The 16063-nt window shown below is 40.8% G+C and carries 17 protein-coding genes; 6 read left to right on the top strand and 11 right to left on the bottom strand.

The genetic code is table 11. The annotated features are described in order from the left end of the window. Positions 1–36: 36 nt before the first annotated feature. The gene (locus ACT3CD_RS06530) at positions 37–738 is read right to left on the bottom strand and encodes an LrgB family protein (protein ID WP_444644076.1); all 702 of its coding nucleotides are present in this window, start codon (positions 736–738) and stop codon (positions 37–39) included. Continuing rightward, a complete protein-coding gene (locus ACT3CD_RS06525; protein WP_444644074.1) occupies positions 726–1064 on the bottom strand; it encodes a CidA/LrgA family protein in 339 nt (112 codons plus the stop codon). The genes ACT3CD_RS06530 and ACT3CD_RS06525 overlap by 13 nt, the downstream gene beginning before the upstream one ends. Before the next feature lie 309 nt (positions 1065–1373). On the opposite strand from ACT3CD_RS06525, the gene ACT3CD_RS06520 reads away from it, so the two are divergent. Then, positions 1374–2087 carry a phosphorylase family protein gene (locus ACT3CD_RS06520; RefSeq protein WP_444644073.1) on the top strand — a complete coding sequence of 238 codons (714 nt, stop codon included), beginning with the start codon at positions 1374–1376 and terminating at the stop codon, positions 2085–2087. A gap of 331 nt (positions 2088–2418) precedes the next feature. After that, positions 2419–4038 (top strand): ABC-F family ATP-binding cassette domain-containing protein, encoded by a 1620-nt coding sequence (locus ACT3CD_RS06515; protein WP_444644071.1) that lies wholly within the window; start codon positions 2419–2421, stop codon positions 4036–4038. A 786-nt stretch (positions 4039–4824) separates the two neighbouring features. Here the strand turns inward: ACT3CD_RS06515 and ACT3CD_RS06510 are convergent. The 7 genes from ACT3CD_RS06510 to ACT3CD_RS06480 all read right to left on the bottom strand — a co-directional run bounded on the left by ACT3CD_RS06510 (position 4825) and on the right by ACT3CD_RS06480 (position 9319). After that, a complete protein-coding gene (locus ACT3CD_RS06510; RefSeq protein ID WP_444644069.1) occupies positions 4825–5487 on the bottom strand; it encodes a PHP domain-containing protein in 663 nt (220 codons plus the stop codon). A 23-nt stretch (positions 5488–5510) separates the two neighbouring features. Further along, a complete protein-coding gene (locus ACT3CD_RS06505; protein WP_444644068.1) occupies positions 5511–5981 on the bottom strand; it encodes a DUF1847 domain-containing protein in 471 nt (156 codons plus the stop codon). A 347-nt stretch (positions 5982–6328) separates the two neighbouring features. Next, positions 6329–7231 carry an ATP-binding protein gene (locus ACT3CD_RS06500; RefSeq protein ID WP_444644066.1) on the bottom strand — a complete coding sequence of 301 codons (903 nt, stop codon included), beginning with the start codon at positions 7229–7231 and terminating at the stop codon, positions 6329–6331. Then, on the bottom strand, positions 7228–8100 hold the full coding sequence (locus ACT3CD_RS06495; RefSeq protein WP_444644064.1) for a P-loop NTPase: 873 nt from the start codon (positions 8098–8100) through the stop codon (positions 7228–7230). Before ACT3CD_RS06495 ends, ACT3CD_RS06500 begins: the two co-directional genes overlap by 4 nt. Positions 8101–8112: 12 nt before the next feature. Beyond that, positions 8113–8451, bottom strand: coding sequence for a NifB/NifX family molybdenum-iron cluster-binding protein (locus ACT3CD_RS06490; RefSeq protein WP_444644062.1), 339 nt, complete (start codon positions 8449–8451; stop codon positions 8113–8115). Beyond that, positions 8451–8771: a NifB/NifX family molybdenum-iron cluster-binding protein gene (locus ACT3CD_RS06485; RefSeq protein ID WP_444644060.1), complete on the bottom strand. Its 321-nt coding sequence runs from the start codon at positions 8769–8771 to the stop codon at positions 8451–8453. The genes ACT3CD_RS06490 and ACT3CD_RS06485 overlap by 1 nt, the downstream gene beginning before the upstream one ends. A gap of 140 nt (positions 8772–8911) precedes the next feature. Beyond that, positions 8912–9319 (bottom strand): DUF134 domain-containing protein, encoded by a 408-nt coding sequence (locus ACT3CD_RS06480; RefSeq protein ID WP_444644058.1) that lies wholly within the window; start codon positions 9317–9319, stop codon positions 8912–8914. A gap of 386 nt (positions 9320–9705) precedes the next feature. On the opposite strand from ACT3CD_RS06480, the gene ACT3CD_RS06475 reads away from it, so the two are divergent. Next, positions 9706–11241, top strand: coding sequence for an AbgT family transporter (locus ACT3CD_RS06475; RefSeq protein WP_444644056.1), 1536 nt, complete (start codon positions 9706–9708; stop codon positions 11239–11241). 128 nt (positions 11242–11369) lie between these two features. On the opposite strand, the gene ACT3CD_RS06470 is transcribed toward ACT3CD_RS06475, so the two are convergent. Next, positions 11370–12080 carry a YkgJ family cysteine cluster protein gene (locus ACT3CD_RS06470; RefSeq protein WP_444644054.1) on the bottom strand — a complete coding sequence of 237 codons (711 nt, stop codon included), beginning with the start codon at positions 12078–12080 and terminating at the stop codon, positions 11370–11372. Positions 12081–12182: 102 nt separating this feature from the next. Then, positions 12183–12512, bottom strand: coding sequence for a DUF1508 domain-containing protein (locus tag ACT3CD_RS06465; RefSeq protein ID WP_444644052.1), 330 nt, complete (start codon positions 12510–12512; stop codon positions 12183–12185). A gap of 387 nt (positions 12513–12899) precedes the next feature. Between ACT3CD_RS06465 and ACT3CD_RS06460 the strand changes: the two genes are divergently transcribed. The 3 genes from ACT3CD_RS06460 (at position 12900) to ACT3CD_RS06450 (ending at position 16044) form a co-directional block, all read left to right on the top strand. Next, positions 12900–13697 (top strand): XRE family transcriptional regulator, encoded by a 798-nt coding sequence (locus tag ACT3CD_RS06460; protein WP_444644051.1) that lies wholly within the window; start codon positions 12900–12902, stop codon positions 13695–13697. 32 nt (positions 13698–13729) lie between these two features. Next, on the top strand, positions 13730–14626 hold the full coding sequence (gene menA, locus ACT3CD_RS06455) for a 1,4-dihydroxy-2-naphthoate octaprenyltransferase (RefSeq protein WP_444644049.1): 897 nt from the start codon (positions 13730–13732) through the stop codon (positions 14624–14626). 395 nt (positions 14627–15021) lie between these two features. Next, positions 15022–16044, top strand: a complete 1023-nt coding sequence (locus tag ACT3CD_RS06450) for an o-succinylbenzoate synthase (protein WP_444644047.1) — start codon at positions 15022–15024, stop codon at positions 16042–16044. The last annotated feature ends 19 nt before the right edge of the window (positions 16045–16063 follow it).

Genomic DNA, 16063 nt, shown 5'->3' with positions numbered 1-16063 from the left:
TGCCCCAAATTTCACCTTTGTTCAGATGCGTCTTGTTTATCCGAACAACCATTTGAACAGGGGTATTAGTACCGATGTCATTAACCCCATAAGGCCAATGCTTAAACCACTGATAACGCCTTCGATGGCGCCCATTTCAACGGCGCGGGCCGTGCCAACGCCATGAGCACAGGTCCCCATGGCCAAACCGCGGGCAATGCGACTACTAATGCCGGCCTTGTCGAGAACGTAAGGGCCAGCAACAGCACCTAGAACGCCGGTTACAACGACCACTACGGCTGTTAACGCCGGAATGCCGCCAAATTGCTTTGAGATGAGTATCGCGATGGGCGTGGTGACCGATTTTGGCTGCAGTGAGGTGATCAGCATTTCGCTGGCGCCAAAGCAGTGTGCTATTATACTAACCGATGCAATGCCCACAACGCTTCCTACAAAAACAGCGGTGAAAATAGAAATACGATGTTGATTTATTATGGCGCGTTGCTCGTAGAGTCCGTAGCCTAAAGCCACAACCGAGGGCCCCAGCATAAAATCGATTAGAAAGCTGCCTTTCTCGAACGATGTATATTCTACATTCAGGAATTTTAGTACTACGATGATCAGTAATATGCTGATTAACACCGGATGCAAAAGGCTTATGCGTAGTTTTTTATACAGCCACACGGCTGCCAGATATACGCCTAGTACAAAACTTAAAGTGAATGGCTGATTCTCAAACAGACTGTTTATTTCTTCCATTTTTCCATCCATTGTTGAACAAATCCGGTTGAGAGAAGTACCAAAAAGGTGCTGATAATCACCGATGCTACTATGGCCATTAAGTTTCCATTAAAAAAATGAATGCTAACCATTAAGCCAACGCCCACAGGAACAAAAAACAAGGCCATGTTGCCCACCAGGAAATTGGCCGCAGGGGCTATTTTGGCCGGTTTTATTATGCCTGTTAGCAATCCTGTAAATAATAAAAGCATACCTATTACGCTGCCGGGGATATATCCGCCGGTTAGCCAGCTAATAACGTTTCCCAACGCATATAAAAGAAAAATGATAAAAATGCCGTACATGATTTGAAAAGTTGATTACAGATTACAAAGAGAATGAAAAATGTGGAGTTCGCATGAATTATCAGCTTTTTTAACCATTTTTGAATTATTAAAAAGTAATGTTGTTTGATGATTGAACCACTCTTAAAATGTAACGAGCTCTGGGAATTTCTTTACACACAGGCGTATGATTAATCCCGGTGAGTTTCATGTGGCAAAAACAAACAAATTATAATCACATGAAACGACCATGATAAAGGATCTTTCATACAGGGGAATGCTTATTTTCATGGGAGTTCCATGTGACCTTAACAAACGAATTATAAACACATGAAATACAAAAACATCTGTTTTATAGTTGCCATGGAGGCCGAGGCACGGCCTCTTATTAAAGCGTTTTGTCTGGAGGAAGATTTTTCGTATGCGCACGGATTGCCAATGCGGGCATGGAGCATCAAGTCGAAAGGACTAAACATCCATCTTGTGATTAACGGGCAGGATGCAGAGTCAAAGCTTGATTTGATAGGTACTCAGGCGGCAACGCTCAATACGCATCTGGCAATTTCTCATTTTGAACCCGATTTGATGATAAGTGCCGGAACGGCCGGCGCATTTCACGAAAAAGGCGCTCAGATAGGGGATGTGTATCTCAGCCATCCTTATGTTATTTTTCACGATCGGCGGGTGGATATTCCAGGTTGGAAAGAAATGGGGGTGGGGCGTTTTCCTGTTGTGGATGTGAGCCGTCTGGCCTCACAGCTTAACCTTAAATGCGGTGTGATCACGACTTCTAATTCTTTGGATATGACTGAGACGGATGAGGAAATCATTCGCCGGAATGGTGGTGAGATTAAAGAGATGGAAGCTGCCGCAGTAGCATGGGTGGCTGCCTTGCATCAGGTGCCTTTTTTTTGCATTAAGGCGGTAACAGACCTGGTGGATGTGCCACATGCAACAGTCGAACAATTTCAACAGAACCTTCAGATGGCCGTCGATAATCTGACTAAAGCAACGGTAAAGGTTATTGGGGCAATTAATTTTTGAATTGGTGTTGCCGGTAATTTTTTAAGGCGAAAAGCATTCCTTGTGATGATCGTCTGAAATGTATGTGTTTGACGGAAAGAATGCCCATGAAAATTGGTTGTTTGAGTATGAGATGGTTAATGCCTGTTTTTATGACAAGCGTAAAGCAGAAGTTGACTTTATAGATAAACACAAGTATTGCACAGGTTGGACTTTTCTTGCAAGCTTCAAATGTTTGGTTGAATGGTATCTCATTCAAAAGCGTAGCGTTGGTTTTTCTTCTTATAAATAATTCATACCTTTGCCGGTTCAAAATTCAGGGCAAAAACTTCATTAAAAAACAATTCCATAGATGATTACTGTTTCCAATTTGGCCATTCAGTTTGGCAAACGATTTCTTTTTCAGGATGTCAATTTAAAATTTACGCCTGGTAACTGTTACGGTATTATTGGTGCTAACGGGGCCGGAAAATCCACCTTTTTACGTTTAATAAGCGGCGAGCTCGATTCTACACGCGGATCGGTCATGCTGGCTCCCGGCGAGCGCTTGTCGGTGTTACGTCAGGATCACCATGCTTTTAATGAGCATTCGGTTTTGGACACGGTATTGATGGGGCATGAGCATCTTTGGCAAATTAGTCGGGAAAAAGATGCTTTATATGCAAAGGCTGATTTTTCTGATGCGGATGGAATTCGTGCTTCCGAACTGGAAGAGCAATTTGCAGAGATGGATGGTTGGAATGCCGAAAGCGAAGCAGCCAGCCTGCTAAGCGGATTGGGCATTAAAGAAGAATTGCATTACAAGTTAATGAGTGAACTCAGTGGTAAAGAAAAAGTAAAGGTATTACTGGCCCAGGCTTTGTTTGGTAAACCCGATAATTTGTTGTTGGATGAGCCGACCAACGATCTTGACCTGGAGACGGTTCGCTGGCTCGAAAATTATTTGGCTAATTTTGATAATACGCTGTTGGTGGTGTCGCACGACCGTCACTTCCTCGATTCAATATGTACGCATGTTGTGGATATCGATTTCGGTAAAATTCAACTGTTTTCAGGTAACTACACCTTCTGGTATCAGAGTAGTCAGTTGGCTCTGCGCCAGCAGTCGGCACAAAATAAAAAGGCGGAAGAGAAGAAAAAAGAGCTTCAGGAATTTATTCAACGGTTTAGTGCCAATGTGGCCAAGTCACGACAAGCAACCAGTCGCCGTAAGATGCTCGAAAAGCTTAATGTGGAAGAGATTCAGCCATCAACGCGTCGTTATCCCGGCATTATTTTTACGCCTGAGCGCGAAACCGGAAATACCATATTAACGGTTAGTGATTTGTCGAAAACGGCAGATGACGGGACGCAGTTGCTTAAAAATGTCTCTTTTACCATTGAAAAGGATGAGAAGGTGGTTTTTCTTTCGCGTAACCCATTGGTAACAACTGCCTTGTTTGAAATTTTGAACGATGAATTAAAGGCTGATAGTGGCACTTTTAAATGGGGTGTAACCATTACCACAGCCTATCTGCCCATGGAAAACAGCCGCTTTTTTGAAAGTAAGCAGACTTTGGTGGAGTGGCTTAGTATGTTTTCGGCCGATACCAGTGAGTCGTTTTTGCGCGGTTATTTAGGTAAAATGCTTTTTTCGGGCGAGGATATTTACAAAAAAGTGAATGTGCTGTCAGGTGGCGAGAAGATGCGTTGTATGATTTCCAGAATGATGCTTCGTAATGCCAACGTTATGGTATTGGATAATCCGACCAATCATCTCGATTTAGAGACGATTCAGGCTTTTAATAATACATTGGTCGACTTCAAAGGTAATATCCTGTTGAGTTCGCATGACCACGAGTTTATTGATACCATTTGTAATCGTATTATTGAAATTACCCCCAATGGAGTTATTGATAAATTGATGAGTTACGATGATTATGTTAATGATGATGCCATCGCTAAACTTAGGGATGACATGTATCGTGTTTAATGATTTTCGGTTGAAATAAAATGATTGACATCTGGTAAAGAGCATGAATTTAAGGTTTCTCTTAATTCATGCTCTTTACTTTTAGAATTGTTGGTTCCCTACTTTGAATCCAATTCCAATTCATTGGTATCTGCTTAAAATTTGGAGATTTGATCAGAACCCATCATAAGGGTGGCTGGAATTTTAGGTTACATCAGGGTTGATTTTCGCCTCAAATTCCGTTAAGGAAATCAAGCTGAAGCATAGCACATGCAACGCGAAACAATCACAATGTAAGTCGATGCAACGGAGATGCAAAACGAAGCAACCAGATTGTAAGTATTATGAATCATTGGTGTCTGGTAAGAATTTAGAGAAATGATTAGAACCCAGCTCCAATGTGCGAGCCAGATATTTTAGGAGATATTGGGATTGCTTTCCGCCTCAAGAAATTTCCGTTAAGAAAATCAATTTTATTGGCGTAAAGAAATCCGGGCTGTCTGAGCGAAGCGAGTTCCCGAATTTTAGACAATGAAATTGATTTTTAGGAAATTACTTGCAGCGGCGGCATTTTTTGTTTACTTTTTTTGCTGTAGTGGAGCGAAGCGGATCACGAATACCTTTGAAATAAAAACTTTAATGAGTAAAAAAAGTAAAAGCCCGTGCGGCTTGAGCACTTAAATGGAAAATATATTTTTTACCGGACAATAGTGATTATGAATTTTAAAAATTTACTTTTATCGCAATAGAACTCAAATGACGAAACCTTGCGTAACGCAGAAGTAAGATTTTTTTTGCAAGCACTGATTATTTATTTTTTATTGCTGCTTTAAGTGAGTCTACTATGTCATAAGGAATTAACAGGTCTCCAAAACCGCTGCCTAAATCAATTGAGGGTTTCCTTGTCCCATGAAAATCAGTTCCCCCGGTAATCAGTAATTCATGCTGTGAAGCTAATTTTTTGAAACTTTTTGTCTCAGCTTCCGAATGGGTTGGATAAATGCATTCTATTCCCTTTAAACCAACACGGGTCAGTTGGCCTAGTAAATCGTCTAATTCGTTTAAATTTAGAAAATAATCTTTGGGATGGGCTAAGACTGCAAGACCTCCATATTTGTTTATAATTTTTATGGCTTCCGGTGAACTTAAACTATTTCGTTGAATTTCGTTACGAACACTTTTTAAAATATTTTTTAGCTTCTCTTCATTTTTATCAATAAAATAGGCTAAAATATGAATTCCATAGGGAGATGCAGGGAAATTTGTTGAAACTTCCATCCCGGGAATGAATTCCAGTGCCAGATTATTGTTACGAATATAGCTTTGGGCTTCTTGTATCCCGGACATTGTATCATGATCGGTAATGGCAATCGCTGAAAGTTTCTTTTTTACGGCATAATCGATCAGCTCTGTCGGGGTGAAACTTCCATCCGATGCGGTGGTGTGAATATGTAGGTCAATTGTTTTCATGGTTATTTTTTATATCTATTAAATTAATATGTTTTATTATGGATATCAGCAATTGCTTGTGCGGGATTATTATCATTTGTAAAATCCTTGTCAAATAAATTTGTTACGTATGCATTTGATGTTTTGCTGAATATCATATCGTGTCCAACACATAATCCCATTGAAATATTCAGTTCTGTATCTTTTTTGTTTAAGAAATCGGCTTGACCGGCAGGGTTACATAAAATACGATTTTCAGTTCCGCCTAAAACCTCTTTTTTAGTTAATCTGCCATATTTACAATCAACTGTATAAACCTCAAAATATTGCGATAAATAGTCCTTTAACACTTTGGCTTCAGGTGAAAACGTGATGCAATGCGCAATTCCTATGCGGCTAAAATTCATGCCTTTTGCAAAATTTTTTATCTCCTCTACTCGGTTTGATCGCATACTCGTATAGTCGTAATTTGCTTGCATTATCCGGCAAAATTCTTTTGTGTATAAATTATTCATGCTTTTATCTTTAGGGTGTCTTTTTTATGATACCGTTGGTCTACAGATATTTCTAGATACTGCCAATTAGTATCCGTAAGAAAATTCAAGTGTTCGATAAGATATGTTTAAATTAAATGTTCGCGAAGTTTAATAAAAGTGAGCTTCCTATAGTATATGACCATTTTGAGAACAAGCATTACAGGAAAGTTGGACTTTTTTTGCAAACACTAATTACGAAAGAAGTTAAAATAATACTATCGGCGTGTTGGTCTTTTTATACATTGTGATTAAATTATTATCATAACAAATAGACCTTTAGACAGATATTTCGTTGTTGTGAAGTTTGTCTTTTTTCGCAGAACACATTAGGCTATCGTCTTATTTTCTTTTTTTTGGGGCGTACGAATATCTATTTGTTGCCAGGCTTGAGTTAGTTGTTTGCTGATCTCCGAATCAGGGGCAAATTCAACAATTGTTTGTTGCGACACCATTGACTCAACCATAGCTTTATCGAAGGGCAATCGGGCTAATACGGGAATTTCTTCTTTTTTGAAATAGCTTTCCAGTTCTGTTGATAAACCCTGATGTAAATCGTATTTGTTGATGATGGCATAGGTTGGTATTTGAAATGATTGGGCTAATTCTACCAGTCGCGAAACGTCGTGTAATCCTGATTTAGAAGGTTCGGTTACCAAAAGAACGGCGTTAACGCCCGATAGGGATGAGATGGTCGCACAGCCAATTCCGGGAGGTCCATCATTAATAACCCAGTCGGCTTTTATCTCCGTGGCTGCTTCCCGTGCTTTTTTGCGAACCAGTGTTACCAGCTTACCCGAATTTTCTTCGCCGGGTCCCATGTGGGCATGAACCATTTTTCCAAATCGTGTTTCCGATAAAAACCATTGGTTATTGTCGCTTTGACGAGAGCTGATGGCTTGTGATGGGCAAATACGTTCGCAGAGCCGACATCCTTCGCACTGAAATTCGTTGATGTAATAGCCGCCGGTGTCATGGGTATGGATGGCATCGAATCGGCAATGATCCATGCACAAACCGCATTGGGTACATGCCGCTTCATTTATTGAGGCCTTCCAGCCTGCCAGATAAACTTCTTCCTGTATAATTTTGGGCTGAAAAATGATATGTAGGTTGGATGCGTCCACATCGTTGTCGCAAAACACGGCATTTTTCGCTAAAACCCCTAATGCAGCAGTGACCGATGTTTTTCCGGTACCACCTTTTCCACTTAAAATTGTAATTTCTCTCATGATGCAATAGTTTCTTCCAGATGTGTGAGGAGTTTTGAAAACAGGTTGGTCATGTTTTTATCGGTGTTCTTCAGAAGGCTTCCCGATGCATAATTGGAAGCCAGTTCTTTGCTAAACGGGATGTCTCCTATGTGGAGGATGTTTTCGTTTTTCATATAGTCATAAACATCATGATTACCCATTCCTGCTTTATTAACCAATACGCCAAATGATTTATTCATATCGCGAAGTAAGTCTACCGTCAGTTTTAAGTCGTGTAGCCCAAAAGGTGTCGGTTCAGTGACTAAAATGGTAAAGTCGGCGTCCGAGATGGTTTCAACAACGGAGCATGATGTGCCGGGAGGTGCGTCAAATATGAGAATTGAATCGTTGTTACGGGCTTCCTTTTTTAGTGCTTTTATAAGCATGGTTTGCATGGGGGAGCCAATACGCAGTTCGCCTTCATAAAGCGTGAGGTTACTATTGATTCCATACGTTGTTGTTTTTCCAATGGGCTCCGGTTCTTCATGCATTGCCTCGTGTTTGCAGGCTACCAAACAGGCACCGCAGGAATGACAAAGCGTGCTGTCGGTTTCGGCAAAGCCCACCGATGGGATGACTACGATGGCATTATAGTTACAATAATCTACGCAGTCCCTGCAAAAGGTACATTTAGTCGTATCTATTTTAGGGATGCTTTGATTGATAGTTTGGGTTGCAATTTGCTGTTTGTCCTGAAAGAACAGGGCGTCGTTGGGTTCTTCAACATCACAGTCGATCAGGCGTACAGGTTGTTCGGCAATCCGGCTTAAATGAATTGCCAGATTGACCGATACGGTTGTTTTGCCTGTCCCTCCTTTGCCACTTGCTACGGCAATTTTTAAACTCATATAAAGTTGATATTAATGATTGCAATAGTTGGAAGTGAAGGAGAGTTCTTCATTCAGGAATTTTTTAATTAATTCAGAGGCCTCCATCGTTGGTGCACCAACAAAAACGTTGATTTTATTTTGCATGAACAGGTTTATGGCCTGTTGTCCCATACCGCCGGCTATGATGTCGGTAGCTGCTTTTTCGCCCAGCCATTTGGGTAACAAACCTGGTTCGTGGGGCGGTGCTGGTACTTTTTCTGTTTTTACAATTGATTTGTCTTCGACATCTGCCAAAATGAAATATTTGCAATGTCCAAAATGGGCATCCAGTTCATTTTTTTCATTTACCGGAACAGCTATTTTTCTCATTATTTTTTATTTTTAAGTTTGTTAATGATGCTTTCTACCGTTTCTTCTTCTGCTATTACGACCATTTGAATCTTAAATTTTTCAAGTAGATCTTTGGCTTTGGGGCCAAAATCGCCTGATATTGCTTTTTGAACGCCCCATTCCACAACTTCTTCGGACACTCTGGTGCCAGCACCGTGGTTTGAATCGGCAAACTTGTTTTCGTGAAATGTCGTTTTGTCCGTTGCATCGTCGTAAACGCAAAACCATGCGGCGCGGCCAAATCGTTTGTCGAAGGGCGATTTAATGTCGTTGCCTGTTGATGTAATGACTGTTTTCATTTTTTTATAATTTATTTGAGGTTGGATGAAACGAATTGTTTGCTGATAATAAACGTTGTGTGTTTGTCGCAAATGAGATCATTTCATTTAATTATCGTTTGATTTTTTATTTTTCTGTTTTTGGGGCCTGTCCGATTTGTTTATTCTTCCCCGATGGTTGCAATAGACAAGGAATGACACAACGGACAGGTTTGTTCTGCAACGGTTTCCGGCATGGAAAACCGGGCATGGCATTCGTTACACAAATACCAGCTTTTGTCGAACCGGGCATGACCGTATCCTGTTGTTATTTCTCGTACTTCAACCAGAGCAAGGGCTATTTTACGTCGGGCGCTTTCATAAATGCGAGCAAATGTTGCCCTTGATACGCCCATTAATTTTGAAGCTTGAAGATGATCCATAAGATCAAAGTCTGCCAGTTTAATAGCTTCGTATTCTTCATATAACAATTCCACAGCAGGTTGTGTCATTTGGTTCGTTCCGTAAGGTTTAAAGCCTTCAAATTTAGGTGGCTCAACAATTTTTCTTAGTTGTCGTGGTCGTGGCATGTCGAAGAATTTTTGACAAATATAATGAGAATATTCTCAAAATAACTGTTCCGATTAAATTAAAGATGCGAAAGTTTCATTTTTTAAAATGGTATTGCGTCACCGTTCTTTTTGATTTTTGTTGATAAGATTTATTTTTGTTTGAAACAAATTCGTTTCTTTTTGTTGTATTGATAATTAATGTTTTCTGAAAATTTCATTTTAAGGCTTGCGTAGGCTTGGGAAATGTGAGTTGAATGGTTGTAAATAATCATTTGTAGGACAAGCATACAGCCGTTAAATCTTTTTCAAAAGGAGGCGTCTTGTTAGTTGTTGGTTGTTTTATTATAGTAAGATAAAATGATGGGCAGCGTTGTTATGAAACGTTACATTTTAAACTATTTTTTATGGCTCAGAACACCATCAAAAAGAGGAATTTTATTGATCTTTTTTTAAATGTACTTGAAAAAGGCGGGAATGCCTTGCCGCACCCGGCAACGCTATTTGCATTAATGGCACTTTCTGTTTTATTGTTGTCGGTTGTGGGTAGCTGGCTTAATTGGCACGCGTTACATCCGGCTACCGGTAATATCATTGAAACGGTTAATTTACTCTCAAAGGAGGGCTTAAACCGGGTGATAACCGAAATGGTTCCCAATTTTACTGATTTTGCGCCGTTGGGAATTGTTTTGGTGGCTATGCTGGGAATCGGGTTGGCAGAAGCCAGCGGTTTAATAGGGGCTTTTATTCGTATTCTGGTTTTATCGTCGCATAAGAAGATTCTTACTTTTGTCATCGTTTTTGCTGGTATTATGTCAAATATGGCCAGTGATATTGGGTATGTCCTGTTAATTCCTTTAGGAGGTGTTATTTTTCATGCTATGGGGCGTCATCCCTATATTGGTATGGCGGCGGCTTTTGCGGGCGTGTCGGGCGGCTTTAGCGCTAATTTGATAATAGGAACTATTGATCCCCTTTTGGCCGGATTGTCAGAGGAGGCGGCTCATATTCTCGACCCAACGTATCATGTTAATCCCACTGCCAATTATTATTTTATGGTGGTATCAACGTTTCTGATTGCCGGGCTTGGAACCTGGGTGACAGAAAAAATTGTAGCGCCACGGTTCGTTAGCTATACTGGCTCTGTGCCGCGCGAAACCATTGACCCTCTTACTGCGGTTGAGAAAAAGGGGCTTTTATGGAGTTTGGGCGTGTTGGCGGTTTGGCTTGTAATCATTCTTTGGGGTGTATTGCCGGCCGATGGTATGCTACGCGGAGCTAATGGCGGGCTGCTTTCTTCGCCCGTTATTAAAGGGATTATTACTTTTTTATTTTTGATTGCCGGGACAATGGGAATTGCCTACGGGGTCGTGAATGGCCTGTTTAAAAATGATACTGATGTGGCCAATAAGATGGGCGACAGCCTGAAGACGTTGGCCGGTTATATTGTGTTGGTGTTCTTTGCAGCGCAATTTGTGGCCTATTTTAAATGGAGTAACCTAGGCGTTATTATGGCTATTACCGGTGCTGACGTTTTAATTGAGGCCAAATTAGGATTGGTGCCTTTGATGATTTTGTTTATTATTTTTGCGGCCCTGATTAACCTGATTATGGGAAGTGCTTCGGCCAAATGGGCTATCATGGCGCCTGTCTTTATTCCTATTTTTATGTTGTTGGGGTATTCTCCCGAATTGTCGCAGGCGGTTTACCGGGTGGGCGATTCTGTTACTAATATCATCTCGCCTATGATGAGTTATTTTGCGTTGATTATTGCCTTTTTTCAGAAATATGATAATAAAGCCGGGCTGGGAACCATTATATCTACCATGATACCGTATTCGATTGTCTTTTTTATCGGGTGGAGTATTTTGCTTATTATCTGGATATCGTTTGGAATACCCTTGGGGCCCGGAGCCGGACTGTATTATGCAATTCCACAATAATTTTGTTTTGTTTTAAGTGAAAAAATGCCGTGTCGTGTAAGGTTTACGATGCGGCATTTTTTATCTGTTTTATCGCTGTGACGGAACGAATCGGATAATTATTTTTTTTGAGATCAGGTCAGTGGGTTTTATTCTTCAAATAGGTAGTTTGGGTGTAATTCTTCTCCGTTAAGCCATTTCTCAAAGGCATTTTCGTCTTCCAAAAATTGAACCAATAACCATTCAATGGGCGCTTCGTTGGAAATGAGGCGGCTCTCTTTTAGTCCGGTTACAAACCCATAATTAAAATGACGACCGGCATCGAGCATGAAGCCAAATAGTTGAGGTTTTACGGTTGTGTCGGCTGGCTTTAGATAGCGTTCTTCGCAGCTTTTCACATTCGACGACAGGTAAATGCGACAAGCCACGGGTCTTACAGGGTATACCATGCATGCGCCGTTGCGCAGTAACGGACAGGCCTCATTGGTTCCCAATAGTGTTTCTCGGGATAAAGAATTTGTCATGGCCGTTTTCTTTTTGGCCCGGTTCAGTATCTCTTTTTGAATGTCTTTACTGAAATGGGAGCGTATATAGTCCGTTATAACCAACATTTCATGGGTGAGGGCAAACACTGATTGGTAGCAACACCAGGCACAACCCATTTTGCAATCGACTTTTACATTGTCGCGTTGGCACATGGTAAGAAAAGAGTCGGACAGTTGTTCTACCTGGTTGTAGAATTCTTTCAGCTGTGCGTTAAATGTCTCTCTGGTGCAATGGGCCGGAATTGTTTTTGCCATGGCATAACCATCGTTGGCAAAGGTTTTTGTCCATTGGTCGGACGATTGGGATGATGTCATGTGAGTTTTGTTTTATGGCAGAAAGATAAAAAAAACCTGCTCATTTCGAGCAGGTTTTAAAGCAGGCTGATTATATACACTAATATGATTCGCAAAGCGCGATTAAAAAGCATGGTCTTCTTCTACAGCGACACGAACCATATCAAGCACCTGACCAATGGTACGGTGACATTCGTTTTTGCTGTTAAAAGGTGCACTCATGGCAAGCAATCTGCCATCATTATCTTTTAAGTGGAATACATAACGACCACTTTCCGTCCGCCATTTATCAAAATTATGGTCTTCCACAATTTGCTGGCGTAAATGCTCAATTCCTTCCCGGCATTGATGTTTAGTCGGGTAACGGGGGCTCCAAAGAACCGGCCTGTCTTCTGAGTCTTTTAGGTAAAATTGGTAGGCTCCCTCATTTTTGCATGCAATAACAAATTTCATGATAATTAAATTTTAGTTAAGAGTTTAACGTGCATTTGTAATGTTAAATCTTTGCATCTGTTCCTTATGCTACCATAACATGAGGTAATTATTCTTTGCGAATCATTTACTTAGTAATTTACAAAATAATACGTCTTTTGTCAATCTAAAAATTGACAAATTGCTAACTATTATCAGCAAAAAATGAAGTTTTATGACCTGTCACAGGGATTTTTGGCCAAGCATTTTTATATGAATTTAAAGTATTATAGAGCAAAGCTAATTTTGATATTGCCTTTTTTAATCATAATTTTGGTGTGATTTTAATCAGTTGGTATGTTTACTTGGTGTAAGTATTTGATTATTATTGTTTTGGTGTTATTTTTTGTAATTTAATGGTTGCTGTGTATGTTTTTATCTTCCAATATTCGATTTTTACGTAAGCGCAAGCACTTAACTCAGGATGACCTGGCTAATATTTTGGATATTAAGCGCCCCACACTTAATAATTACGAAAATAAAATTTCGCTTCCCCCAATCGAGATGTTGATAAAATTTTCCGATTATTTCAATATTTCCATCGATACGTTGATACGCGTTAATATTGAAGTGCTGTCATTATCGCAGTTGCGTGAGTTGGAAAACGGAAATGATGTGTTTGTGAGGGGCGCCAAACTTCGCGTATTAACTGCCACCGTGGGGCCCGACAATGAGGAAAATATTGAGCTGGTGCCTGAGAAGGCTAAGGCAGGATATCTGACCGGGTTTGCCGACCCCGAATACATTGTGTCGTTACCGGTGTTCCGGCTGCCATTTCTTGATAGAAACAGAAAATACAGAACGTTTCAGATCAGTGGTGATTCAATGCTTCCAATACCTCCGGGAGCCTGGGTTACGGGCGAGTTTGTGCAGGATTGGAAAAGTATTAAAGATGGACAGCCTTGTGTCATTTTTACGTTGAATGATGGCATCTCTTTTAAAATCGTTGAAAACCTTTTAGATCGCCGTGGTGTTTTACGTTGTATTTCTATGAATCCTCTTTTTAAACCCTACGAAATTGACGTGAATAACATCCGCGAAATATGGAAGTTTGTTCATTACATTAGTCCCGAATTGCCTTCAGAACAGATGGGAATGGCAACTTTGGTCAAAACACTGGCTGATTTGCGGCAGGATGTGGCCCAAATCAAAGCGAATTTGACGTAGCTTTTACTATTTTTGAAAGAAATTTGTTTGATATGAATAATATAAAAGCCTGGGTGGTGTCGTTGCGATTAAGAACCCTCCCGTTGGCGCTTTCTACTATCTTTATGGGCAGTGTGTTGGCGGCCCAGCAAAATTTGTTTAACGGTTATGTTTTGTTATGGGCGGCTTTGACTACTCTTTTTTTACAGATTTTATCCAATTTATCCAACGACTATGGTGATGCGTTGTCGGGCGCCGATAATGCGCTCCGACAGGGACCAAAACGCATGATTCAGAGCGGCGTTATTTCATTAACGCAGATGAAGCGTGCCATGATAATTTGTGCTTTGTTGGCATTGATCGCAGGTCTGGTTTTATTGTTTGTGTCATTTCCGACAATCACCTTTGTGCAATTTGTGTTTCTTTTACTGGGACTGGCCTCCATTGCTGCAGCCATCCGTTATACTGTAGGCAAAAAGCCATATGGTTATCGTGGTTTGGGAGATCTGTATGTGTTTCTGTTTTTTGGATTGCTGGGGGTTGCAGGAACCTGGTTTTTACATACTAACAGCTGGCACTGGATCGTGTTATTGCCGGCGGCATCCATTGGGTTTTTTAGTGCCGGAGTTTTAAATCTCAATAACATCAGGGATCTTGAGTCTGACCGTGATAGTGGGAAATATACCCTGGTAGTAAAGATAGGGCGTAAGCGTGCTGCATGGTATCATTTTACGCTTATTGCTGCCGGTTGGCTGGCTATTTCTTTTTTTATGTTTGGGAGTCCCGAAAATATGACGCTTTGGCCGGTTGTCTTTTCATTGCCATTTTTTATCCGTAATGTTCTGACTGTATTTGATGATTCTAAAGCTGAGAAATTGGATAATGAGTTGCGCAATTTGTCGTTGAGTACTTTGTTGTTTGTCGTCCTTAGCGCCCTCACTCTTTTTTAGAGTCTGTCTATAAAGTCAACTACTTCGTTATGCTTGTCATAAAAACAGTCATTTACGAAAAGTAAACTCCTTGATTTTTATGACTTCGCAAGCCTTGTATTTGAGCTTTATATTTCAAACGCTTAGTTTATGGACAGACACTATTTAGTGCCTGTCCATAAAGTCCAATTTTTGCGTTACGCTTGCATAGACCTGCGTAAGCCTTGAATTTCCCGGCTTAAACGCCCGTCTTTATAGAGAGATCCCATTAAGGACGGACTGTTCGGGAAAAGTAGGTACTGTTTTTGATTTTTTTTAATGATATTGATAGCTGTTTACTGTCTACAAAGCATTTTTTTTAAGTCGTTTGTAAATAGTTGTTTGACAGATTTTTTTTGTGTTTATTGATTTTTACTATGTATAACGCTTCTTTTTATCCGTATCAATTGAAATTTAAGGAGCCGGGCGGTACTTCGCGTGGTGTCCTGACCACCAAAATGAGTTATTTTATTCATGTTTGGGAGGATGAGACCCCTGAGGTGATCGGGGTGGGTGAGTGTTCGGTATTGCCTGGTTTATCGCCCGACGATCGGCCTGATCTGGAGGAGAAGCTTCAGTGGTGTTGCCGGCATATCGATCATTTGTCGGGAATGTTTCATCATGAACTAAAAGAGTGGCCTGCTATACGTTTTGCTCTCGAAATGGCCTTTTTAGATTTGAAAAATGGGGGACAGCAGATTTATTTTGAATCCAATTTTACCAAAAGTCATCTATCGATACCTATCAACGGCCTTATATGGATGGGGCGCATTGAGGAGATGAGTCGCAGGATTGAACATAAGTTGGCAGATGGCTTTAACTGTCTTAAGCTAAAGATCGGAGCACTTGATTTTGAGGCTGAATATCAGCTGCTTCAGACGTTAAGGCAGCGCTTCAGTCGCGAGACGCTGGAGATTCGTGTGGATGCCAATGGTGCTTTTTCCCCCGCTGAAGCGCCTGGCCGCTTAGAAGTGTTGGGTCGGCTGCAATTACATTCAATTGAGCAACCTGTTAAAGCCGGGCAATGGCAGGTGATGGCCGATTTGTGCCGCCGCACACCTTTGCCAATAGCCCTCGATGAGGAGCTGATCGGACTTCACGATGATGCCATTCGGAGTCAAATGTTGGAATTGATCCGGCCACAATATATTATCCTTAAGCCTAGTCTTACAGGTGGATTTGCATCTTCGGAGCGTTGGATTGAATTGGCTCAGACGGTGAAGTCGGAATGGTGGGTTACCTCGGCTCTTGAAAGTAATGTGGGGTTAAATGCCATTGCGCAATGGACTGCCGTTTTAAACAATCACATGCATCAGGGATTAGGAACCGGGCAGGTTTTTACTAATAATTTTAAATCGCCATTGTCCATCAGGAAGGGGTGTCTTGTTTACGGAAAATAGATTGTTGGTAAATTGAAAA

Source organism: Geofilum sp. OHC36d9, assembly GCF_052400685.1.
Classification (GTDB): Bacteria; Bacteroidota; Bacteroidia; order Bacteroidales; family Marinilabiliaceae; genus CAZHHH01.
The sequence above is the reverse complement of the archived record's forward strand: the minus strand, read 5'-3'. Positions and strand labels throughout refer to the sequence as shown.